The organism is Bradyrhizobium canariense, from assembly GCF_900105125.1.
GTDB classification, from domain to species: Bacteria; Pseudomonadota; Alphaproteobacteria; order Rhizobiales; family Xanthobacteraceae; genus Bradyrhizobium; species Bradyrhizobium canariense_A.
Genome location: NZ_LT629750.1, coordinates 1,366,912 through 1,387,015, shown reverse-complemented (window position 1 = coordinate 1,387,015; position 20,104 = coordinate 1,366,912). Strand labels below are relative to the sequence as shown.

Genomic DNA, 20,104 nt, shown 5'->3' with positions numbered 1-20,104 from the left:
CATCGAGGAGTGCTAAGGGCAATTCCATGAGCACACAATCGAACGACCAATTCCCGACCGAGACCGCGCTGGTGCTGTTCTCCGGCGGGCAGGATTCCGCCACCTGTCTTGCCTGGGCTCTGCAGCGTTTCGCGCGGGTCGAAACACTCGGCTTCAATTACGGACAGCGTCACGCCATCGAGCTTGAGTGCCGCGGCGATCTCCTTGATGGCATGAAGTCATTACGCGCGGATTGGGCGGCCAAACTCGGCGACAGCCACACGCTGGAGATTCCGACACTAGCCGAAATTTCCGATACCGCGCTGACGCGCGACGTCGCGATCGAGATGGGCAAGGATGGCTTGCCCAACACGTTTGTTCCCGGCCGCAATCTGGTGTTTCTGACCTTCGCGGGAGCGCTCGCCTATCGGCGCGGCATCACACATATCATCGGCGGCATGTGCGAAACCGATTATTCCGGCTATCCGGATTGCCGCGATGAAACCATCAAGGCGTTGCAGGCCGCCCTCAGTCTCGGAATGGACAAACAATTTCAGTTGCACACACCGTTGATGTGGCTCGACAAGGCCGGCACGTGGAAGCTCGCGCACGAACTCGGCGGGGCAGGGTTGGTCGACCTGATCCGCGAACACTCCCACACCTGTTATCTCGGCGAACGCGGCGCGCGCCACGATTGGGGCTATGGCTGCGGCGAATGCCCCGCCTGCGCGTTGCGGGCCAAGGGTTGGCGGGAATATGCGGCGACCACCCCTTAGGTCACCGCTTCAAAATCCTCAGGCCTTAATTGGATCGGCATACCATGCGGTGTGCGGTCGGCGGCGTGGTCCCAGGCATCGCGGTAGCGGTGCAGGGTTTCGGAGGTCGTGACGCCTTTGTCGGCGATCAGCCGTTCCAAGGCCGCGAGCCAATGCCGGTAGTATGTTTCGCCGGTATCGGGGTCACCGGCGGCCTGCGCACGTTTGATTTCGCCGGCAAGCGTAGCGGCCCATTCGCTCCAGGTGAAAAGCCCGCGCTGATGCAGCGCAAGCGCCATCGCAAATGCCTGGGCTTCCCAGGGTTCGCGAAACACCGGCCCGTCATTGTCGCGGGGAATGTCGGGGAGGGCTCTGGTCGCCCGCGCCGCAGCCGTGTCCATCATGCGGGCTCCAGATACGGCTCGAATGCGTCTACGGATACCCTGATCGTCGGATCGGCGTCCGGCCCCCATAGTTCGGCCCCATCGAACACGACGGTGTAAAGCCATTGCGGGTTCTCACCGGCTTCCATCGCCGCCGAGTCCGGAAAGACGCTGCAGCCGAGGTTAAGTTCGACCACGCCGACATGGCCGCGCACGTAACGCGGCAGCCGCGTGTGCGTCGCCGGATGAATGTTCTTTGCGCGCACGCGATCGCCCGGCTTGAATTTCGCAGGTGCCTGCGCGTCGCGCCCGAATTTGCCGCGCACCATGACGCGCTCGACGTCATCAACCGTGAACTTGCCGTGCTTGAGCGGCTTTGCCGGTGCTAGCGCATGGCCGGCCGCAACTTCCTCGGCTGCGATGTAGCCCTTGTCGACCAACATGTCCTCGAGACCGAGAAACCATTTTTTATAGTACGAACTGTTGAGATAGACATTGGGCGGCAACGTCTCCCGATAGAAGCGTGAGGTATCGATGTTGAATGCACCGGCAGCTCCCATCGCGCGCACCATCGCCAATACGCGACCTTCCCATTCGGTGTGAAACATCGGCTCGTTCGGTTCCGGCTCGACCTTGCCGAAGCCGTCCATGCCGCCCATGTCGTGCACGCCATTCATGATGGTGCACCCGGCGCCTTCGGGAAACCGGTGCCGATCATCGAGTCGCGCGTCACGAGTTCGGCGAGCTGCTGCTCGCTCCAGCCGTCGGTGCCCTCGGGGCGCATCGGCAGCACCAGGAAGCGCGTCTCGGCGGTCGAGTCCCACACGCGGATTTCGGTTTCCTTGGGCAGGCTTACGCCAAAGTCGGCGAGCACGCCGCGCGGGTCCTTGACGGCGCGGGAACGGTAGGGCGCGGCCTTGTACCAGATCGGAGGCAGTCCCAGCATTTCCCAGGGGTAGCAGGAGCACAGCGTGCACACGACCATGTTGTGGCGCAGTGGCGTGTTCTCGACCGCGACCAGGTGATCGCCGACCCGGCTGACGTGGCCGAGCGTGCTCACGGCCTTGCTGGCATCCTCCAGCAGGGACCGCTTGAAAGCAGGGTCGGACCAGGCTTTGGCGACAACTTGCGCGCCATTGCGCGGGCCGATTTTGGTTTCGTAGGCCTGGATGATGGCATCGAGCGCGGCCGGCTCGACATAGCCTTTTTCAGTCAGGACCGTCTCAAGCGCGCGCACGCGCAGTTCGGTCTCGGACAATTCGGAATGGTCGTGATCGTGGTGATGATGCTCATGATCGGTCATGCCGCAAAGATAGGCGCAATATTCGGCCGATGTCGAGATCTGGCCTCGATTCTCGCCACAAACGGCTTCGAACAGACGGAACTCGAAGTTCCCCGCGATAAACTGAAGGCCGCCGGCGCCACGGTCGACGTCATCTCGCTGCAGGCCGGTGAAATCAAGGGATGGGACAAAAAGGACTGGGGTCGGCCGGTCAAGGTCGACAAGGTATTGGGTCAGGTTTCGGCCGACGACTACGATGCGGTAGTCCTGCCGGGAGGCCAGATCAATCCGGACCTGCTGCGCGTCGAGCCGAAGGCGCTCGCCTTTATCAAGGACATCTTCAACCAGAAAAAGATCATCGCCGCCGTCTGCCACGCACCCTGGATTCTGATTGAAACCGGCATCGCCAAGGGCCGCAAAATGACGTCCTACAAGTCGATAAAGACCGACGTGATGAATGCCGGCGCGAAGTGGGAGGATTCCGAGGTCGTGGTCGACGATGGCGTGATCACGTCGCGCAATCCAGGCGACCTTGACGCCTTCAGCGCCAAGATCATCGAGGAGGTCAGCGAGGGCAAGCACACGCGCCGTAGCGCGGCCTAGCGCCCTTTCTTCCGCCGCCCATTCGTGCGCTATTGTCTCGAAACAATAGCGCACGGGGGAGGCCGAGTTGGCGAAGTTTGTAACGATCGAAAAGGGCCTTGGGCCGGAGGGCCGCGTCGCCGTGGTGCGGTTCGATCGCGGCGACGGCATCAACGCGCTGTCGCCGGAGGCACTGCGACAACTGACCGATGCGGCGCGCAGCTTCGAGGATGACGGCGACACCTCGGTCGTGGTGCTCACTGGCGGCGCCAAGGCGTTCAGCGCCGGCTTTGACCTCAAGGACGCCGAGGGCCGGTCGCGCAGGACCATGGACATTGGATCGTTGCGCCGGCATCTGAAACTCGGGCCGCGATTGAGCCGCGCGTGGCAGGAGATGGAGCAGGTCACCATCGGCGCCATCGAAGGATTTTGCATCGGCGGCGGCGTGGCCTTGGCGGTGGCGCTGGACTTTCGCATCATGAGCCGAGCCGCCCATATGCGGGTGCCGGAAATCGGGCTCGGCATGAACATGAGCTGGCAGAGCATTCCGCGCCTATTGCATCTGATCGGACCGGCCCGAACCAAGCAGGCGGTCATTCTGGCCGACCAGCGCATCAGCGCGGCCGAGGCCTACGAGTGGGGCCTGGTGGAGGAGGTGGTCGATTCCGGCAAGGCGTTCGACGCCGCGATGGCGCTGGCCGCCAAAGTCGCCGCGCAGCCGCCGCTATCGGTCGCCATGACCAAGCTCACCGTCAACCGGCTGGCGCACGCGCTCGACGATCTCGCCAGCCACATGGACGTCGACCAGTTCGCGCTGGCGAGCCTCACCGAGGATCACAAGGAAGGCGTCGAAGCGTTCCTCGGCCGCCGCAAACCGCGGTTCAAGGGACGGTAAAGCGGTCCTCGACACCGGCCCGGCGTGGCTCACAATCTCTACAAAAATCTGCCGTCCGGTCGCCAGGATGAAGTCGCCAGACAGCCGCAACCGCCGAACATTCGCGCAGCTTCAACCTATCAGTAACCGGAACGCATGACCTCTCGAACGGTTTTACCGTCAGTGCGCTGTTCCGCAGCGCACCGACAAACAGACTTCGAGCAGGAGAAACTCATGCGAAAATACATCATGCCAATCATCGCGGTCGCAATGCTCGGCGGCGCGACATCCGCCATGGCCTATGACTCAGGCGGACTCATCTCCCTGCAGATGGCAATGGACGTAGCAACCGATATGGGGCTCGCAACCGTATCCCATACGCAATTTGCCGGTGATGAATGGCAGATCGAGGGACGGGATGTATCGGGCCGGTATATGGAGGTCGACGTCGACTCCACCACAGGCGAAGTCCTCAACGTCGACCGCTAGTCGCGCCGGCTCAAGGCGCTGCGATCGCGTGTTTGCCGATCCAGTCGAGCAGGATATCCGCGATATCGAGGCTGTTGTTGTCCTGCATCAACATGTGTGTGTTGCCCTTGATGCCGATCTCGGGCAGCACGAGTAACTCCGCCTTGCCACCGGCCGCGTTGGCGGCCGCGATAAACGCACGGCAATTCGCAAGACGCGGCGCCCAACGTGGAAATTCATCGACGTAGTCGCCGAACAGCACCAGGATCGGCAAGCCGGCATAGGGTTTCATGTCCTCGGTCGGTGCGGGGCAGGCGCCCGGCTCGATGGAAACCACGCCGGCGATCCCTTTACGGCTGAGGGCTGCGGTCTGGAACGGATAAATGCCGGACTGCGAATGGCTCATCAGCACGGTGCCGTCGATTTTCTGCGCCAGTTCGGACAGAGCCGGGACGGTTGGATTAGGCGTCGGAAGGTTGGCGAGGCTGTCCGGCACCATCTGCTTCCAGAACTCCACCTGAGCCGAGATCGGATAACGCATCCCGGGCATGGTCTGCGGATACTCCTTGCCGAACCGGAAGATGGCCCAGGCGCTCTCGTGGCCCGCCGAGAACACAGTCGGCAATTTATCCACGGGTTCCTTGCCGCTGCGGACCGCGTTGATCGCCGATGGGTCGCCGGCCGAGCGGCCGCGCCAGACCTGATCGATCACATAGGTTGGATGGCCGTGACGGACAAAATACTCGTCCCATCCCATGCGGCCGTCCGGGGTCGTCTCCCAGGTCTTGCCGGTCAGGCAGCAGCCATGGATCAGCGTAATGGGCACGCCCAACTCGCCGACCGGAACCTGGTAGCGCACATACATCTGATCGACGGTGATGGTGCCGGATGCGGCATAGGCGGGCAGGGTCGAAAGCGTGTCGGATTTCACATCACGGCCGCCGATGAAGAAACTGCCTTGGCGGGCGATGGTCAGTGGGCCGGGATCGGGGCGGGCGGTTTGTGCGAGTGCGGAGACGGCGATTGAGCAAAGACTCGCGGCGAGCAGCACGGTGCGCATGGCGCATTCCTTCCCAAGGTCGAGGCATTACGCCTTCGTTGTGAGCCGAAATCTAATCGATCAGCTTCTGCCGGCAGTCTTACATCACGCTGATGCGGCGGTCGATTCAGCCCAACCCGTAAAAGCCGATGACGGCGCTGAGCTGGCGCGTGGCGCATGATTTTCCTCTGCATGCGCTCCGGGCCGATCGGCATGTATCAAGGGATTTTGACTATCGGTGCAGCCCGCACGCAGGTAGTCAGCGCTAGGAAAACTCAAATCTCTCAGCCCTGTGCGGGAAAATCATGAAATTCAGGATCTGGACTATTTTCACTGGCGTGGCGCTCTCGGCCGCTGTGCTCATGGGGTCTGCCTCGGCCCAGCAGCAAACCGAGCAGGGGCCGGCCTACGGGCCGGAGCTGGAAGGATTCGATTATCCGTTCCCGGTTCAGCGCTTCATCTTCACCTCTCAGCGGCAGTCGCTGCAGATGGCCTATCTCGACGTCAAGCCGGACCATCCGAACGGGCAGACAGTGGTTTTGCTGCACGGGAAGAACTTCTGTTCGGCGACCTGGGAGCCGACCATCAAGGATCTCGTTGCGGCCGGTTACCGCGTGGTCGCGCCGGATCAGATCGGCTTTTGCAAGTCGACCAAGCCCGCCGCTTATCAGTTCACGTTCAGGGAGCTTGCCGGCAACACCCATGCGCTGCTCGCCAAGCTTGGCGTCGAGAAGCCAGTCGTGGTCGGCCATTCGACAGGCGGCATGCTGGCGGCGCACTACGCGCTGCTTTACCCCAAGGAAGTCAGCCATCTGGTTCTGGTCAATCCCGTCGGGCTCGAGGATTGGTCCGCCAAGGGCGTGCCTCCAATCTCGATCGACCGGTGGTATGAGCGCGAGTTGAAAACCAACGCCAACGGCATCCGCGCTTACGAGAAATCGACCTATTACGCCGGGCAGTGGCAGGACCGCTATGAGCGTTGGGTCGACATGCTCGCCGGTCTTAATAACGGCCCGGGCAAGGAAGCGGTCGCCTGGGACTCGGCGTTAATCTACGACATGATCATGACCCAGCCGGTGCTGTACCGGTTCGGCGATATCTCGGTGCCAACCTTGCTTCTGATCGGGCAAAAAGACACCACGGCGATCGCCAAGGATCTGGCGCCGCCGGAGCTACGGCCGAAGCTCGGCAACTATCCCGAATTGGGGAAGGCGGCTGCCAAGGCCATTCCAGGCGCCAAGCTGGTCGAGTTTCCCGAACTCGGCCACGCGCCGCAGATGTCTGATCCCGAAGGATTTGACAAGGCGCTGATCGCGGGCATCGCGAAGCCCTGAGGTTTGCGTCGCTGGAGCCACTTCGAAGATGGGCCGCACGATATTGCGGCCCATCTCTTCTGGTGCGTCCGTGCGACCGGCGGGGAAGGTCGATCCACACCAAGACCACTGGCGCCAAGGATGACGAAACCCCCGGAATATCGAATTCGCATAAGGTATATTATGGAATATTTATATCCATAGAGATTACATAGACTTGTAGCCAAATATGGAATATTTATATCCATAGAGATTACATAGACTTGTAGCCAAATCCTGCTGTTTCGCCATAGCTCGAGGATCCGCAAGCCCTTGGCCACTACGGCCTGACAGGCAGATATCCGGCCGCGGCAAAGCCGCCATCCACGTTGAGGATATGCCCGGTGACGAAGCTCGCCTTCGTGTCGTCCAGCAGGAATAGCGCCGCGCCAGCGATCTCATCCGGTGACGCATAACGCCGCTGCGGGACCTCGCTGATCCATTCTGAACGCATCTGATCATTCTGGAGCGCCTGGCCTCGGATCGGGCCGAACCCATGCTCGCAGCCATCAAGTCCGGTGACCGCGCTGGCTTCGCTGGCAACATCCATGACGACGCATTTCGTGGCATTGGCGCGCAGCGGTTCCAGCTCAGCGCGCGCGGCATCCAGCGGACCTTGCGCCAGATCGGCGATGATGAGCTTCCAGCCATCGCCGAGCAGGGCCTTTGCAATCGCAAGCCCAATGCCGGAGGCGCAGCCGGTAACGATTGCAACGCCGCGATCGTTCGTGATGCCCTGCCCCTGATTGTTAACGCGCCGGTCTTTGCCGCGGGGCTCGACGTTTGCGCGGATAGCCTTGCATGAATTCTCTCGGCATAAAAGCTGACGGCGGAAGGCTTGGTATTTCGACCGAAAACGGGCAATAAGCCATCCAAAGACGGTTGGTGACCCGGCGGCTCCGGGCCCATATGATGCAACTCATAAGAACACTCAGGGAGAAAATCAGATGAGCTTTTCACGACGCACGCTGCTCAAGGCAACCGCAGCATCGGCTGTCATCAGCGGTGTCGGCGCGCCCTATGTTGCGCGCGCGCAGCAGGCGGAATGGAGCTACAAATTCGCCAACAACCTTCCGGAGTCGCATCCGTTCGTGGCGCGTGCCCGGGAAATGGCGGCGGCGATCAAGACCGAGACTAATGGCCGCTTTGATCTGCAGGTTTTTCCCAATAGCCAGCTCGGTTCCGACACCGACACGCTGAGCCAGGTCCGTTCCGGCGGCGTCGAGTTTTTCACGCTGTCCGGCCTGATCCTGGCGACGCTGGTGCCGGCGGCCTCGATCAACGGCATCGGCTTTGCGTTCCCGGATTACCCGACCGTCTGGAAAGCCATGGACGGCGATCTCGGCGCCTATGTGCGGGGCGAAATCAGAAAGTCGGGTCTCGAGGTCATGGACAAGATCTGGGACAACGGCTTCCGCCAGACCACGTCGTCGACCAAGCCGATCACCGGTCCCGACGACTACAAGGGCTTCAAGATCCGCGTGCCGGTTTCACCGCTGTGGACCTCGATGTTCAAGGCGTTTGACGCCTCGCCGGCCTCGATCAATTTCAGCGAGGTCTATTCGGCGCTCCAGACCAAGATCGTCGAGGGCCAGGAAAATCCGCTGGCGCTGATATCCGCGGCGAAGCTGTACGAGGTGCAGAAATATTGCTCCATGACCAACCACATGTGGGATGGCTTCTGGTTCCTCGCCAATCGCCGCGCCTGGCAATCCCTGCCCGATGACATCAAGACCATCGTCGCCAGAAACGTCAACGCGGCGGCCGTCAAAGAGCGTGCCGATACCGAAAAGCTCAACGCGACCGTGAAGGAAGAACTTGCAGGCAAGGGACTCGCCTTCAATCAACCCGACGTCGCGCCATTCCGCGAGAAACTTCGTACGGCCGGGTTCTATGCCGAATGGAAGGGCAAATATGGCGACCAGGCGTGGGAGCTGTTGGAGAAGTCCGTAGGCAAGCTGTCGTAACGGATCGCCAAGAAATCGCCAAGAAACTGGCTGAGGGACCGGCATGGTTCAGATCGAATTCACGCAAGTGACGGTTGGCGAGGTGACGTCCCCTCGCCGCCGTTCGATCGCCGCCTCGCTTGAGGCGTTCCTTGGCAGGCTGGTTGAAATTCCGGCGGCGCTTCTGGTCGTCGCCGAAATCGTGATCCTGTTTGCCGGTGTCGTCTCACGCTACGTTCTGCGCCAGCCGCTGATCTGGTCGGACGAACTCGCGTCGATCCTGTTTCTCTGGCTGGCGATGCTGGGGGCCGTGGTGGCGTTTCACCGCGCCGAGCACATGCGCATGACCGCGGTCGTGGCCAGCGCGAAGCCGGCGATGCGGGCTTATCTCGACGTCGTCGCGACCTGCGCGGCGCTGGCGTTTCTGTTGCTGATCGTATGGCCGGCCTACGACTACGCCTACGAGGAAAGCTTCATCACCACGCCTGCCCTGCAAATTCCCAATATCTGGCGCGCCGCGGCGCTTCCGGTCGGCTTTTGCCTGATGGCGCTGTTCGCGTTGCTGCGGCTCGCGCGCGCCGGCGATCTGCGGATCACGCTGGGCGCGATGCTGTCGGTCGCGGCGGTGATCGGGATTTTCTGGCTGGCACAGCCGTGGTTGCGACCGCTTGGCAATATCAATCTGATCATCTTCTTTGTCGGCGTGGCCGGCTTTTGCGTCTTTGCCGGCGTGCCCATTGCCTTCGGCTTTGGGCTGGCGATCTTCGGATATCTGGCGCTGACGACGCATACGCCGCTGATGGTGCTGGTCGGCCGCATGGATGAGGGCATGAGCCACCTGATCCTGCTGGCAGTGCCGCTGTTCGTGTTTCTGGGCTTGCTGATCGAGATGACCGGCATGGCGCGCGCCATGGTGGCTTTCCTGGCAAGCCTGCTTGGCCATGTGCGCGGCGGCCTGCATTACGTGCTGTTAGGTGCGATGTATCTGGTGTCGGGCATATCGGGCTCCAAAGCCGCCGATATGGCCGCGGTGGCGCCGGTGCTGTTTCCGGAAATGAAACAGCGCGGCGCGAAGCCGGGTGATCTCGTGGCGCTGCTGGCGGCAACCGGCGCGCAGACCGAAACCATTCCGCCAAGTCTCGTGCTGATCACCATCGGTTCGGTGACCGGCGTTTCGATCTCGGCGCTGTTTACCGGCGGCTTGCTGCCGGGCGTGGTGCTGGCGCTCACGCTGTCCGCGCTGGTGTGGTGGCGCTATCGTCGCGAGGACCTCAGCCACGTCAAACGCGCCAGCAGGGGCGAGATCGCCAAAACCTTCGTCATCGCCCTGCCCGCACTGGCGCTGCCATTCGTGATCCGCGCCGCCGTCGTCGAAGGCATTGCCACCGCGACCGAGGTTTCCACCATCGGGATCGTCTACGGCTTCGTCATCGGTCTTCTGATCTACCGCCGCTTCGACTGGCGGCGGCTGGGACCGATGCTGATCGATACCGCCTGCCTGTCCGGCGCGATCCTCCTGATCATCGGTTCCGCCACCGGCATGGCCTGGGGATTGACCCAGTCCGGGTTCTCACGCTCGCTCGCCGCCGCCATGACCGGCCTGCCCGGCGGCTCGGCCTCGTTCATCGCGGTATCGATCGTCGCATTCACGATCCTGGGCAGCGTGCTGGAAGGCATTCCGGCGATCGTGCTGTTCGGCCCGCTGTTGTTTCCGATCGCGCGCGCGGTCGGCGTTCACGAGGTCCACTATGCGATGATCATCATCCTGGCGATGGGCATCGGCCTGTTCGCGCCGCCGTTCGGCGTCGGCTATTATGCGGCCTGCGCCATCGGCCGCGTCGATCCGGCCGATGGCATCAAGCCGATCTGGGGCTATATGCTCGCGCTGCTGATAGGACTGATCGTGGTGGCGATTTTTCCGTGGATATCGATCGGGTTCCTCTAGGTGGTGTGGACTCTAAGGATTCCCTTTTAGGAGCAAATCAGATTCAAGGCTGCTTTTTGGGAGGCAGCCTTGGGTGTGATGGACCGTTTGGTTTTGAGCGACGCGGCGTGGGAGCGGATGGCGCCGCTGATCATAGGTCGGCCCGACCAGAAAGGGTCGACTGGACGCGACAACCGGATGTTCGTGGAGGGCGTGCTGTGGATCGTGCGTACGGGCTCTCCCTGGCGTGATCTTCCGGAGACGTTCGGGGATTGGAACAGCGTATTCCGGCGCTTCAGTCGATGGAGCATCAAGGGTGTTTGGTGGCGGATCTTCGAGGCGATGTCCGATGATCCGGACTTCGAATATCTGGTCATCGACTCCACCATCGTTCGGGCGCATCAGCACGCGGCCGGGGCGAAAAAAGGGGGTCTGAAGATCAGGCGCTCGGCCGCTCGCGCGGTGGCCTGAGCACCAAGATACATATGGCCGTTCGCGGCTTGGGATGTCCCGTGCGGTTCACGCTTACCGCGGGTCAGAAGGGCGATGCACCGCAAGCCGCCGCATTGATCGAGGGATTACCCGCCGAGGTCGTCATGGCCGATGCGGCCTATGATGCCGATCACTTGCGCCAAGCCATCGCCGCCAAGGGGGCGCTCGCTGTCATCCCCAACAACCCGTCACGTGCGCTCAAATATCCGCTCGACAAGCATCTCTATGCCCAGCGCCATCTCGTGGAATGCTGCTTCTCAAAACTCAAACAGTTCCGCCGCGTCGCAACACGCTTCGAGAAAACGGCACGAAATTATCGGGCCGTCGTTACTCTCGCCGCCATTGCCCTATGGCTGCGGTAAATGTCCACACCACCTAGGGCAGCCGTTTCGAAATGGAGGGTGGCCGATGAGTGGCAACCGGAGCCAGTACAGTACCGGACTGGACAAGACGCCAGCCAATTTCGTGCCGCTGACGCCGCTAAGCTTCCTGGCGCGCACCGCGGCGATCTATCCCAACCACGTCAGCGCCGTTTACGAAGGCCGGGTCTTCACCTGGTCGGAGACCTATGCGCGCTGCCGTCGGTTCGCTTCGTTCCTCTCTAGCCAAAATATCGGTCGTGGCGACACGGTCGCGGCGATGCTGCCGAACATCCCCGCCATGAACGAGGTGCATTTTGCCGTGCCCATGGCTGGCGCTGTGCTCAACGCGCTCAACATCCGGCTCGACGCCGCCTCCATCGCTTTCCAGCTCGATCATGGCGGCGCGAAGCTCATCCTGGTCGATCCGGAATTTGCCGGCGTCATTGCAGAGGCCCTGACGCTGATGAAAGGCCCCAGGCCTGTGGTGATCGACGTCGACGACAAGGCCTTTGTCGGAGGAAAACGCATCGGCGAACTCGAATACGAGCAAGCGCTCGCCCAAGGCGATCCCGGCTTCACGGCGCTGCTGCCGCAAGACGAGTGGGACGCAATCGCGCTCAGTTACACCTCAGGCACCACGGGCAATCCCAAGGGCGTGGTAACCCATCACCGCGGTGCCTACCTCAACGCCGTCAGCAACATCCTTGCGGGCAATCTCGGCCAGCATCCGGTTTATCTCTGGACCTTGCCGATGTTCCACTGCAACGGCTGGTGTTTTCCATGGACCATCGCGGCAACGGCCGGCATCAACGTGTGCCTGCGCAAGGTCGATCCCGCCAGGATTTTCGAGCTGATCCCTCAGCACGGCGTCACCCACATGTGTGGAGCGCCGATTGTCTTCAACACGCTGATCAACGCGCCCGATGCGCCGAAGGGTGCGAGCGCCCGTCCCGTCATCGGGCTGATCGCGGGCGCGGCACCGCCCGTTGCCGTGCTCGAAGGCGCCGAACGCATCGGAATCAAGCTCACGCATGTCTACGGCCTGACCGAAGTCTACGGCCCGGCGTCAGTGTGCGCCGAACAGCCCGGTTGGGATGAATTGCCGGCCGAGCAGCGCGCGCAGCTCAAGCGACGGCAAGGCGTGCCCTACCCGCTGCAGGAAGACGTGACGGTGCTCGATCCCGAAACCATGCAAGAGGTGCCGCGCGACGGCGAGACCATCGGCGAAGTGATGTTCCGCGGCAACATCGTGATGAAGGGCTATCTCAAAAACGAGAAAGCCACGCAGGAAGCCTTTGCCGGCGGCTGGTTTCATACCGGCGATCTCGGCGTGCTCGACGAGCACGGCTACGTCATCATCAAGGATCGCTCCAAGGACATCATCATCTCCGGCGGGGAAAACATCTCCTCGGTCGAGGTCGAAGATGTGCTCTACAAGCACCCCGCGGTGCTGTTCGCGGCTGTCGTTGCAAAACCGGATTCGAAATGGGGCGAAGTGCCCTGCGCCTTCGTCGAACTGAAGGACAGCGCGCAGGCGACCGAGGCCGAGATCATCGCGTTCTGCCGCAGTCACATGCCAGGCTTCAAGACGCCAAAGGCCGTGATGTTCGGGCCGATTCCGAAGACATCGACCGGCAAGATTCAGAAATTCTTGCTGCGTGATCAAGTGCATTCCGCGAAGGCGATCTCGGCCTGAGCTGCGCAGTCGCGGTCATTGCGAGGAGCACAGCGACGACGCGATCCAGAGCCTCAGGTGCGGCTCGCCGGGTTGCTTCGCGACGCCTGTCTTGGAGCGCGCAGTCGCACGCGACCCATTGGCTTGCAACGACGGCGCGTCAACCCGCTTGTTCCAGCGTCAGCCGCATGCCGTCATAGGCCGGGATGACGTTCGGCGGCAGGCTCTGGCGCAGCACTTCGTAATCCAGGTCGGAATGCATGTTGGTGATCACAGCCCGGCGCGGCTTGAACCGGTCGATCCAGGACAGCGCGTCGTTGATACTGAAGTGGCTGGGATGACCGGTGTAGCGCAGGCCATCGATGATCCAGAGCTCGAGATTTTCCAGATAAGGCCAACTCTCGGCGGGGATATTGTTGACGTCGGGCGTGTAGGCGGCATCGCCGATCCGGTAGCCCAGCGCCGGAATTTGGCCGTGTTGCAGGATGAACGCCTGAAGCGTCAGCGCACCGCCCTTCCCTGCAATAATGCGGCTGTCGCCGGCTTCTATCGAGCGATGGTCGAGAATCGGCGGATAGTCGCTGCCGGGTGGCGATACGAAGCAATATGAAAAGCGCAGCAGGATATGATCCGCGGTGGCCTGGTTCAGATAGACCGGAATGCGCTTGCGCTGATGCATGACGACCGGACGCAGATCGTCGATGCCATGGGTCTGGTCGGCATGCTCATGCGTCAGGAACACGGCGTCGATATGGTCGACATTGGCGTCGATCAACTGTTCGCGCAGATCGGGTGAGGTATCGATGACGACCCGCGTTGTTTCGCCGTCCGATGTCTGCTCGGCCATCAGCGAGCAGCGGCGGCGGCGGTTTTTCGGGTTGTTGGGATCGCAAGCGCCCCAGCCGAGCGCGGGACGCGGAACGCCGGCAGAAGACCCGCAGCCGAGAATGGTCAGGGTCAGCGTCATGACGTCGCTTCACCGGCAGGCACAATTTGTCCGACCGTCAGCAGCGTGAGAGGCAGCCCATGCTTGTTGACAGTCATCGCCATCAATCCGCTCGGTCGATAAAAGCAATCGTCGGAAGCGGGACGACGAACTTTCCGCCGTCGGCAAAGTAACGCGGATGTTTCGACCTGATCGGATCGACATAGCGCCACGCAAACACGACAACAATCGCCGGTTTGCGCTCATAAAGCGCAGTGGGCGGCAGGATCGGGATGTCATAGCCCGGCCCGGCCATGACAGTCCCCTTTCGCGGGTCGTCATCGACGAGGAAATCGATTTTGCCTTCGAGGCCAAACTGCGGCAGCAGCGTCGTCGTGCCGACCGAAACGCCGTAGCCGGCCACCGATTGCCCCCTTGCGTGGCAAGCGTCGGCGAGAGCAACGAGTTCATCACGGATCGCAGCGATCCTGCGCACATAGGCCGCATAGTAAGACGGCTGCTCCACGCCGAGACGATCTTCTTCCGCGACGAAGCGAGCGACTTCCGGGGACCGCTGGCGGGGGCCGCCCGCGAGTTGCACTGTGACGCGGATCGAACCGCCCTTGGTCCAGATGTGCTGGACGTCGATCAGCTCCATGCCCAGCCGTGCAAAGAAGCGCGTCAGCGGCTTGATGTTAAAATACGACAGATGCTCGTGATAGACCGTATCGAGCAGGTTCTTCTCGGTGACGTCGACACCGTACTGCGTTTCAAAAACAAATATGCCATCGGGTGCGAGCACATTGCGGATTCCGATGACCAGCGAATCCAGATTATCGACGTTCGCAATCATGTTGTTGGCGATCACGACGCTGGCGGCGCCGCGGGTTTTCCGAATGTCGGCGCCAACTTCATCGGTGAAAAAATCGGCGATGGTTTCGATACCCGCCTCGGTCGCGCGCCTGGCGATATCGACGGCAGGATCGACCCCGAGCACCCGCATGCCGCGCTCCCTGAAGAAGCCGAGCAGCGATCCATCGTTGCTGCCGAGCTCGACGATCAGGGAATCCGGCGCGATCGCATAACGGCCGATAACGTCGTTGGCATAGGTCGCAAAATGCTCGCGCAGGCCGAGCGAGATCGAGGTGGTATAGACATAGTGGCGATACTGGATCTCCGGATTGCCGACGTGGAGAATCTGGAGATGCCCGCATTCCCTGCAGAGATACAACTCGAGGGGGACAGCCGTCCGGAACACCGGATCGTCGACACCAGCATCAGGAACCTGAAAGTTCGGTGTCCCGATCGGCATGCCGGCCATCGGTACAACCAGCTCCTGCCGGTCCGAATGGCAAAGGCGGCAGGTATGTCGCTTGTAGAACAAGTTTTTCATCGCGGGACCGGAAGGAGATGAAGAGATTGAGCCAAAGGGCGACTGATTCAAGGGAGGTTCATATCGCGCGATTCATTCAGGGAAGTTCATGCAAGAGGTTCACGGGTGACCTGACACTTCTTCGGCCTGCTGAAGTCCGTAGTCGAGCGACTGGCCGGCCGCGTCGGCTTCTTCGGCGCCAATCGAAGCAGTCGCGTAGCTGCCGCGCTCCGGACTGGCCAACCAGATGATGCCGCCTATCACGCCAATAATCACACTGATCGCTCCCAGCAATAGCGAGATCGAAAGAGCCTTGTCGGACGGGACGCCGGCAAGGGCGAGACAGGCGACCATAGCCCCCTCCCTCACACCCCAACCGCTGATCGAGATTGGGACAGCCGTCAGCAGAATAACGGGCGGAATCAGAATAAACACGTCCAGAATGGAAATTTGCGCCTGCAAGCCCACGGCCAGAACGTAGCTGGCCGCCGCTGTCATAAGGTGGATAACGATCGCGGATCCAAACAGAATTTCACGCCGTTGAAATTTCAACAGCAGAAACCTGACAAGGGTTCCGAACTGGACGAAACTTGCGATCGGGCGAAGTGCGATAACGCGCGCCGGCCATCGGTCAAGCGTCAGCAGTACTATGGTGCCGATTACCCCCGCGGCGGTAAGTCCGCCTATCGCCAAAATCGCCGAAAGATTGTCCACGCGTGACCACAAAAACGGCAATCCGACGACCATCAGCGCCACCAATCCGAGCAGCGCCGTGAAGCGATCGGCCATCACTCCCTTTACCGCTTGCGGCCACTGCACACCGCGGCGCCGTAACAGCCAGATGCGTACCACGTCCCCACCTGCGGATGATGGCAGCACCTGGTTGAACCAAAGGCTGATCATGAGAATTCGCCATCCCGCCATCCAGTCTATCGATACGCCAAGCGAGCGCATGATCAGCACCCACCGGCCGTTGAGGACGAATGTCTGGATGAGCACCAATGCCAGCGCCACGGCAAACATTGCAGGATCTACGGCGAGCAGGTGAATTCGCAATTCATGGAGATCGAGACCGCGCGCGATGTAAAGCAGGACACCGATCGAAAGCAGCAACTTGGCCGCAAAGAACGTCACCTGTTTCGTACGCGCTTGCATTTGATACAACAGCCTCTTGATACAACAGCCTCAGGATGCCGGATATTCCGCGCGGCCGATGATGAGATCGATCGCGGCCATCATCCAGAACTGATGCGCGGTTTCGACGATGTTGTAGCTTCGGCTGTCGACCCAATAATTGACGTCGCCCAGTTCGCGCAGCGGGTTATCCGGGCTCATTCCTGACATCGTAATCACGTCGAGCTGCATCGCTCGCGCCTTCGCCACGGCGTTGAGGATGTTTTTTGAGCGTCCCGACGAACTTATCGCAACCAGACAATCGCCTGTACGGGCGTTCAATCGCATCGCATGCGCCAGCCATTCTTCGAAGCCGTAATCGTTGGCAAGGCATGTCACCATGCTCGCATCGCTGAAGCAAATCGCCGGGACCGATGCGTTTTTCGACAAATCGATCGCCAGATGCGAGGCGATCCCGGCAGAGCCGCCATTGCCGATGAAAATAACGCGACCTCCCCGATCACGCGTCCGCAACCAGATCGCGCGGGTCGCCGCGATCTGGGCGAAAAGCTCATCGTCAGTGGTGATGACGCGATGCAGACGCCCCATGTAATCATCGAGGAAAGTTTTGTGATCGGGATCGACGGACATGATCTGGCGGCTCGGGGGCGACAATGCAGGTGTGATAAAGGGAATGACCGGCAATTGCAAAGGCTTAAGGCCTCATCGACCGATTGTCATTCGGATGGACCTATCGGGCCGTGCGCTTTTCGCTCGAACAGATTGGTTGTGCTTGCATAATTCGTGAACGGCTGGTAGTTGGTCCGCTCTCCGGTATCTTCGATTGGCGAGGCATGTTTTGCCCGGCCTTGGGTGTTCCCGTCCATGAAATGCGTCGTTACCGGCGGCGCCGGTTTCATCGGAAGTCATCTCGTCGATCGTCTGCTTGACGATGGCCACGAGGTTGTCGTCATCGACAACTTTGCAATCGGACGCCGCGAAAATCTTGCAGCGCACTTAAATTCGACCCGGCTCAAGGTCGTGCAGGCGGACGTTACCGATCTGGCGACCATCAAGCCGCATTTCGATGGCATAGACTGGGTGTTCCATCTTGCGGCGCTGGCCGACATCGTGCCATCGATCGAGTCACCCATCCCCTATCATCGCGCTAACGTCGACGGCACCGTCAACGTGCTCGAGGCTGCCAGGCATGCCAACGTCCAGCGTTTCGTCTACGCGGCGTCGTCCTCCTGCTACGGCATTCCCGATATCTACCCGACTCCGGAGACCGCCGAAACCCGGCCGATGTATCCCTACGCGCTCACCAAATATCTCGGTGAGCAATGTGTCATGCACTGGTGCAAGGTCTACAAATTGCCGGCGGTGGCGCTGCGGCTGTTCAACGTGTTCGGACCGCGCCATCGCACAACAGGCACCTATGGCGCCGTGTTCGGCGTGTTTCTGGCACAGAAGCTTGCTGGAAAGCCGTTCACGGTGGTCGGCGACGGCGAACAGACTCGCGATTTTACCTTCGTTACCGACGTCGCCGATGCTTTCGTCACCGCGGCCCGTTCCGGAATTTCGAACGAAATATTCAATGTCGGATCGGACAATACCTACAGCGTCAACCGACTGATCGAACTTCTCGGCGGCGACAAAGTCCACATTCCCAGGCGTCCGGGCGAACCCGACTGCACCCACGCCGACATCTCCAAAATCAAGCGGGTCCTCCATTGGAACCCGAAGGTCCGGTTTGAAGACGGCGTCGCCACCATGCTGACGTCGATCGAACAGTGGGGTGACGCACCGCTGTGGACAGTGGACAAGATTGCCAATGCCACCAAAGATTGGTTCAAATATCTGGGTGACGACGACAAGACCATGCATAACTCGGCGCAGAAGGCATCCAACTGAGCCACCTTATTTTAGGCATCGACCCACCATTCTTCTCGGCCACCCGTTTGCGATCGGCTGGCTATTTGGGCACTTAACATGAGTAATCTTGCAACGAGCCAATCGCCTTCGCCCGGCCATCTTCCGGCGCACGAGAAGATTAAAACGATCGAGGAACTCGGCGAAATCGCACGATCCGCGCAGGCGCAAGGTCGCACCGTTGCGCTGTGCCATGGCGTATTCGATCTCGTGCATCTGGGCCATATCAGGCACATCCAGGCGGCGCGCAACGAGGGCGACATCGTCATGGTGACGATCACGGCTGACCGTTACGTCAACAAGGGGCCGGGACGGCCGATTTTTCCGGAGAATATGCGGGCCGAGATGCTGGCATCGCTCGCCAGTGTTGACTGGGTCGGAATCAATCGCACCTCCAGCGCCGAACCGATCCTCGATACCGTCCGGCCCGACATTTACGTGAAGGGGTCGGACTACGAAAACCCCGAGGACGACGTCACCGGAAAGATCAGAACCGAGCGCGATGCTGTCGAGCGCCATGGCGGCCGCATCGTGTTCACCCGGGATGTAACGTTCAGTTCGTCGTCGCTGGTAAACCGCTACTTTGATATTTATGACCCTCCGCTTCGCGACTATCTGCAGCAGGTTCGCGAAGGCGGTGGCGCGGACCGTCTGTTGAAGCTGATCGACAGCGTGAAGGACATGCATGTCGTATTGGTCGGCGACACCATCATCGACGAATACCAGTACGTCTCTGCACTCGGCAAATCCTCGAAAGAGAACATCGTCGCTACGCTGTTCAAGAACCGCGAGCAATTTTCCGGCGGCGTGATCGCCGCTGCCAATCACGTCGCGAGCTTCTGTAAATCCGTCGAAATCGTCACGACGCTTGGCGGCGACGACTTTCCCAAGGAATTCATCCGGGCGCATCTGCGCCCGAACATCACGCTCACGCCGATCCGCATCGAGGGCCGTCCGACAACCCGCAAGTTGCGGTTTGTCGAATTGGGATATCTGCACAAGCTGTTTGAAGTCTATACGATGAACGACACGCCGCTTGAAGAAGCCGAGCGCGCCGAGATCGACCGGGTTACCGCTGAGCGCGTTCGCAACGCGGACGTCGTCATCGTCACCGATTTTGGTCACGGCATGATCGCGTCAAGCACGATCGATACCCTGATCGCAAATTCCAAGTTCCTGGCGGTGAATGCGCAGAGCAACAGCGGAAATCACGGCTACAATCTGATAACGAAATATCCGCGCGCTGATTACATTTGCATCGACGCGCCCGAGGCGCGCCTGGCCGCTACCGATAAGTTCAGCGACATCGCGTCTGTCATCGAGGAAAGCCTGCACAGCAAGATCGACTGTGACAACATCATCATCACGCATGGCTCGTTCGGTTGTTACCCCTTCTCCGCGAAAACAGGCGTCGCTCGCGTTCCTGCATTCACCAAGACCGTTATCGATACGGTCGGTGCCGGCGATGCTTTTTTGACCATTACGGCGCCGCTGGTCGCCGCTGGCGGAAATATTCAAGACGTCGCTTTTATCGGCAACGCGGCGGGAGCGATCAAGGTCGGCATCGTCGGTCACCGCAACTCGGTTGAGAAGGTGCCGCTGGTCAAGTTCGTTACCGCGCTGCTCAAGTAGTGCGAGTGCTAAATCTG

General features: G+C 60.8%; 20 protein-coding genes. 11 read left to right on the top strand and 9 right to left on the bottom strand.

The features are described 5' to 3' along the window. Positions 1 to 26: 26 nt before the first annotated feature. Entirely contained in the window at positions 27 to 755 is a 729-nt protein-coding gene (gene queC, locus BLV09_RS06875; RefSeq protein ID WP_146686744.1) for a 7-cyano-7-deazaguanine synthase QueC, read from the top strand. Here the strand turns inward: queC and BLV09_RS06870 are convergent. From BLV09_RS06870 to nthA, 3 genes are read right to left on the bottom strand one after another with little or no spacing between them, the layout of a single operon-like run. After that, the gene (locus BLV09_RS06870; RefSeq protein ID WP_146686743.1) at positions 752 to 1,138 is read right to left on the bottom strand and encodes a nitrile hydratase accessory protein; all 387 of its coding nucleotides are present in this window, start codon (positions 1,136 to 1,138) and stop codon (positions 752 to 754) included. The genes queC and BLV09_RS06870 overlap by 4 nt on opposite strands. Next, complete coding sequence (nthB, locus tag BLV09_RS06865; RefSeq protein WP_146686742.1) at positions 1,135 to 1,794, bottom strand: nitrile hydratase subunit beta; 660 nt, start codon at positions 1,792 to 1,794, stop codon at positions 1,135 to 1,137. The genes BLV09_RS06870 and nthB overlap by 4 nt, the downstream gene beginning before the upstream one ends. Beyond that, positions 1,791 to 2,420: a nitrile hydratase subunit alpha gene (gene nthA, locus BLV09_RS06860; RefSeq protein ID WP_146686741.1), complete on the bottom strand. Its 630-nt coding sequence runs from the start codon at positions 2,418 to 2,420 to the stop codon at positions 1,791 to 1,793. The genes nthB and nthA overlap by 4 nt, the downstream gene beginning before the upstream one ends. On the opposite strand from nthA, the gene BLV09_RS06855 reads away from it, so the two are divergent. From BLV09_RS06855 to BLV09_RS06845, 3 genes are all read left to right on the top strand, one after another. After that, positions 2,409 to 3,002 carry a type 1 glutamine amidotransferase domain-containing protein gene (locus BLV09_RS06855; RefSeq protein WP_146691009.1) on the top strand — a complete coding sequence of 198 codons (594 nt, stop codon included), beginning with the start codon at positions 2,409 to 2,411 and terminating at the stop codon, positions 3,000 to 3,002. The two genes, nthA and BLV09_RS06855, sit on opposite strands and share 12 nt — an antisense overlap. A gap of 67 nt (positions 3,003 to 3,069) precedes the next feature. Beyond that, positions 3,070 to 3,876: an enoyl-CoA hydratase/isomerase family protein gene (locus BLV09_RS06850; RefSeq protein ID WP_146686740.1), complete on the top strand. Its 807-nt coding sequence runs from the start codon at positions 3,070 to 3,072 to the stop codon at positions 3,874 to 3,876. Between the two features lie 213 nt (positions 3,877 to 4,089). Beyond that, a complete protein-coding gene (locus BLV09_RS06845) occupies positions 4,090 to 4,344 on the top strand; it encodes a PepSY domain-containing protein (protein ID WP_146686739.1) in 255 nt (84 codons plus the stop codon). A gap of 10 nt (positions 4,345 to 4,354) precedes the next feature. Here the strand turns inward: BLV09_RS06845 and BLV09_RS06840 are convergent, their stop codons facing one another. Beyond that, positions 4,355 to 5,383 (bottom strand): esterase, encoded by a 1,029-nt coding sequence (locus BLV09_RS06840; protein WP_146686738.1) that lies wholly within the window; start codon positions 5,381 to 5,383, stop codon positions 4,355 to 4,357. A 284-nt stretch (positions 5,384 to 5,667) separates the two neighbouring features. Here BLV09_RS06840 and BLV09_RS06835 point away from each other — a divergent pair, with 284 nt between their 5' ends. Continuing rightward, positions 5,668 to 6,696, top strand: a complete 1,029-nt coding sequence (locus BLV09_RS06835; protein WP_146686737.1) for an alpha/beta fold hydrolase — start codon at positions 5,668 to 5,670, stop codon at positions 6,694 to 6,696. A 298-nt stretch (positions 6,697 to 6,994) separates the two neighbouring features. Here BLV09_RS06835 and BLV09_RS38450 read toward each other — a convergent pair whose 3' ends face one another. Beyond that, positions 6,995 to 7,375 (bottom strand): SDR family oxidoreductase, encoded by a 381-nt coding sequence (locus BLV09_RS38450; protein WP_433994410.1) that lies wholly within the window; start codon positions 7,373 to 7,375, stop codon positions 6,995 to 6,997. A gap of 286 nt (positions 7,376 to 7,661) precedes the next feature. On the opposite strand from BLV09_RS38450, the gene BLV09_RS06825 reads away from it, so the two are divergent. The 4 genes from BLV09_RS06825 to BLV09_RS06810 all read left to right on the top strand — a co-directional run bounded on the left by BLV09_RS06825 (position 7,662) and on the right by BLV09_RS06810 (position 13,134). Beyond that, positions 7,662 to 8,681, top strand: a complete 1,020-nt coding sequence (locus BLV09_RS06825) for a TRAP transporter substrate-binding protein (RefSeq protein WP_100381770.1) — start codon at positions 7,662 to 7,664, stop codon at positions 8,679 to 8,681. 43 nt (positions 8,682 to 8,724) lie between these two features. Beyond that, positions 8,725 to 10,605: a TRAP transporter large permease gene (locus BLV09_RS06820; protein ID WP_146686735.1), complete on the top strand. Its 1,881-nt coding sequence runs from the start codon at positions 8,725 to 8,727 to the stop codon at positions 10,603 to 10,605. A gap of 69 nt (positions 10,606 to 10,674) precedes the next feature. Next, a protein-coding gene (locus BLV09_RS06815; protein ID WP_146686252.1) for an IS5 family transposase occupies positions 10,675 to 11,438 on the top strand; the annotation gives its coding sequence in 2 pieces (ribosomal slippage) (positions 10,675 to 11,010 and positions 11,013 to 11,438; 762 coding nt in all). Positions 11,439 to 11,484: 46 nt separating this feature from the next. Next, a complete protein-coding gene (locus tag BLV09_RS06810) occupies positions 11,485 to 13,134 on the top strand; it encodes an acyl-CoA synthetase (RefSeq protein ID WP_146686734.1) in 1,650 nt (549 codons plus the stop codon). Between the two features lie 139 nt (positions 13,135 to 13,273). Here the strand turns inward: BLV09_RS06810 and BLV09_RS06805 are convergent, their stop codons facing one another. The 4 genes from BLV09_RS06805 to BLV09_RS06790 form a co-directional block, all read right to left on the bottom strand. Next, on the bottom strand, positions 13,274 to 14,080 hold the full coding sequence (locus tag BLV09_RS06805; RefSeq protein ID WP_146686733.1) for an MBL fold metallo-hydrolase: 807 nt from the start codon (positions 14,078 to 14,080) through the stop codon (positions 13,274 to 13,276). Positions 14,081 to 14,162: 82 nt separating this feature from the next. Beyond that, complete coding sequence (locus BLV09_RS06800; RefSeq protein WP_146686732.1) at positions 14,163 to 15,431, bottom strand: class I SAM-dependent methyltransferase; 1,269 nt, start codon at positions 15,429 to 15,431, stop codon at positions 14,163 to 14,165. 99 nt (positions 15,432 to 15,530) lie between these two features. After that, positions 15,531 to 16,565 carry a lysylphosphatidylglycerol synthase transmembrane domain-containing protein gene (locus BLV09_RS06795; protein ID WP_146686731.1) on the bottom strand — a complete coding sequence of 345 codons (1,035 nt, stop codon included), beginning with the start codon at positions 16,563 to 16,565 and terminating at the stop codon, positions 15,531 to 15,533. A 30-nt stretch (positions 16,566 to 16,595) separates the two neighbouring features. Continuing rightward, complete coding sequence (locus tag BLV09_RS06790; protein WP_146686730.1) at positions 16,596 to 17,174, bottom strand: SIS domain-containing protein; 579 nt, start codon at positions 17,172 to 17,174, stop codon at positions 16,596 to 16,598. Between the two features lie 234 nt (positions 17,175 to 17,408). Here BLV09_RS06790 and BLV09_RS06785 point away from each other — a divergent pair, with 234 nt between their 5' ends. Both BLV09_RS06785 and BLV09_RS06780 read left to right on the top strand, forming a co-directional pair. Further along, the gene (locus tag BLV09_RS06785) at positions 17,409 to 18,437 is read left to right on the top strand and encodes an SDR family oxidoreductase (protein WP_146686729.1); all 1,029 of its coding nucleotides are present in this window, start codon (positions 17,409 to 17,411) and stop codon (positions 18,435 to 18,437) included. 78 nt (positions 18,438 to 18,515) lie between these two features. Continuing rightward, positions 18,516 to 20,087 carry a PfkB family carbohydrate kinase gene (locus BLV09_RS06780; RefSeq protein WP_146686728.1) on the top strand — a complete coding sequence of 524 codons (1,572 nt, stop codon included), beginning with the start codon at positions 18,516 to 18,518 and terminating at the stop codon, positions 20,085 to 20,087. Positions 20,088 to 20,104 lie beyond the last annotated feature (17 nt).

What these genes read in the sequence shown, in the direction of transcription:
- queC (WP_146686744.1), top strand. Translation starts at nt 27, where the DNA reads ATGAGCACACAATCGAACGACCAATTCCCGACCGAGACCGCGCTGGTG.
- BLV09_RS06870 (WP_146686743.1), bottom strand. Translation starts at nt 1,138, where the DNA reads ATGATGGACACGGCTGCGGCGCGGGCGACCAGAGCCCTCCCCGACATT.
- nthB (WP_146686742.1), bottom strand. Translation starts at nt 1,794, where the DNA reads ATGAATGGCGTGCACGACATGGGCGGCATGGACGGCTTCGGCAAGGTC.
- BLV09_RS06855 (WP_146691009.1), top strand. Translation starts at nt 2,409, where the DNA reads ATGATCGGTCATGCCGCAAAGATAGGCGCAATATTCGGCCGATGTCGA.
- nthA (WP_146686741.1), bottom strand. Translation starts at nt 2,420, where the DNA reads ATGACCGATCATGAGCATCATCACCACGATCACGACCATTCCGAATTG.
- BLV09_RS06845 (WP_146686739.1), top strand. Translation starts at nt 4,090, where the DNA reads ATGCGAAAATACATCATGCCAATCATCGCGGTCGCAATGCTCGGCGGC.
- BLV09_RS06840 (WP_146686738.1), bottom strand. Translation starts at nt 5,383, where the DNA reads ATGCGCACCGTGCTGCTCGCCGCGAGTCTTTGCTCAATCGCCGTCTCC.
- BLV09_RS06835 (WP_146686737.1), top strand. Translation starts at nt 5,668, where the DNA reads ATGAAATTCAGGATCTGGACTATTTTCACTGGCGTGGCGCTCTCGGCC.
- BLV09_RS06825 (WP_100381770.1), top strand. Translation starts at nt 7,662, where the DNA reads ATGAGCTTTTCACGACGCACGCTGCTCAAGGCAACCGCAGCATCGGCT.
- BLV09_RS06820 (WP_146686735.1), top strand. Translation starts at nt 8,725, where the DNA reads ATGGTTCAGATCGAATTCACGCAAGTGACGGTTGGCGAGGTGACGTCC.
- BLV09_RS06810 (WP_146686734.1), top strand. Translation starts at nt 11,485, where the DNA reads ATGAGTGGCAACCGGAGCCAGTACAGTACCGGACTGGACAAGACGCCA.
- BLV09_RS06805 (WP_146686733.1), bottom strand. Translation starts at nt 14,080, where the DNA reads ATGACGCTGACCCTGACCATTCTCGGCTGCGGGTCTTCTGCCGGCGTT.
- BLV09_RS06800 (WP_146686732.1), bottom strand. Translation starts at nt 15,431, where the DNA reads ATGAAAAACTTGTTCTACAAGCGACATACCTGCCGCCTTTGCCATTCG.
- BLV09_RS06795 (WP_146686731.1), bottom strand. Translation starts at nt 16,565, where the DNA reads ATGCAAGCGCGTACGAAACAGGTGACGTTCTTTGCGGCCAAGTTGCTG.
- BLV09_RS06790 (WP_146686730.1), bottom strand. Translation starts at nt 17,174, where the DNA reads ATGTCCGTCGATCCCGATCACAAAACTTTCCTCGATGATTACATGGGG.
- BLV09_RS06785 (WP_146686729.1), top strand. Translation starts at nt 17,409, where the DNA reads ATGAAATGCGTCGTTACCGGCGGCGCCGGTTTCATCGGAAGTCATCTC.
- BLV09_RS06780 (WP_146686728.1), top strand. Translation starts at nt 18,516, where the DNA reads ATGAGTAATCTTGCAACGAGCCAATCGCCTTCGCCCGGCCATCTTCCG.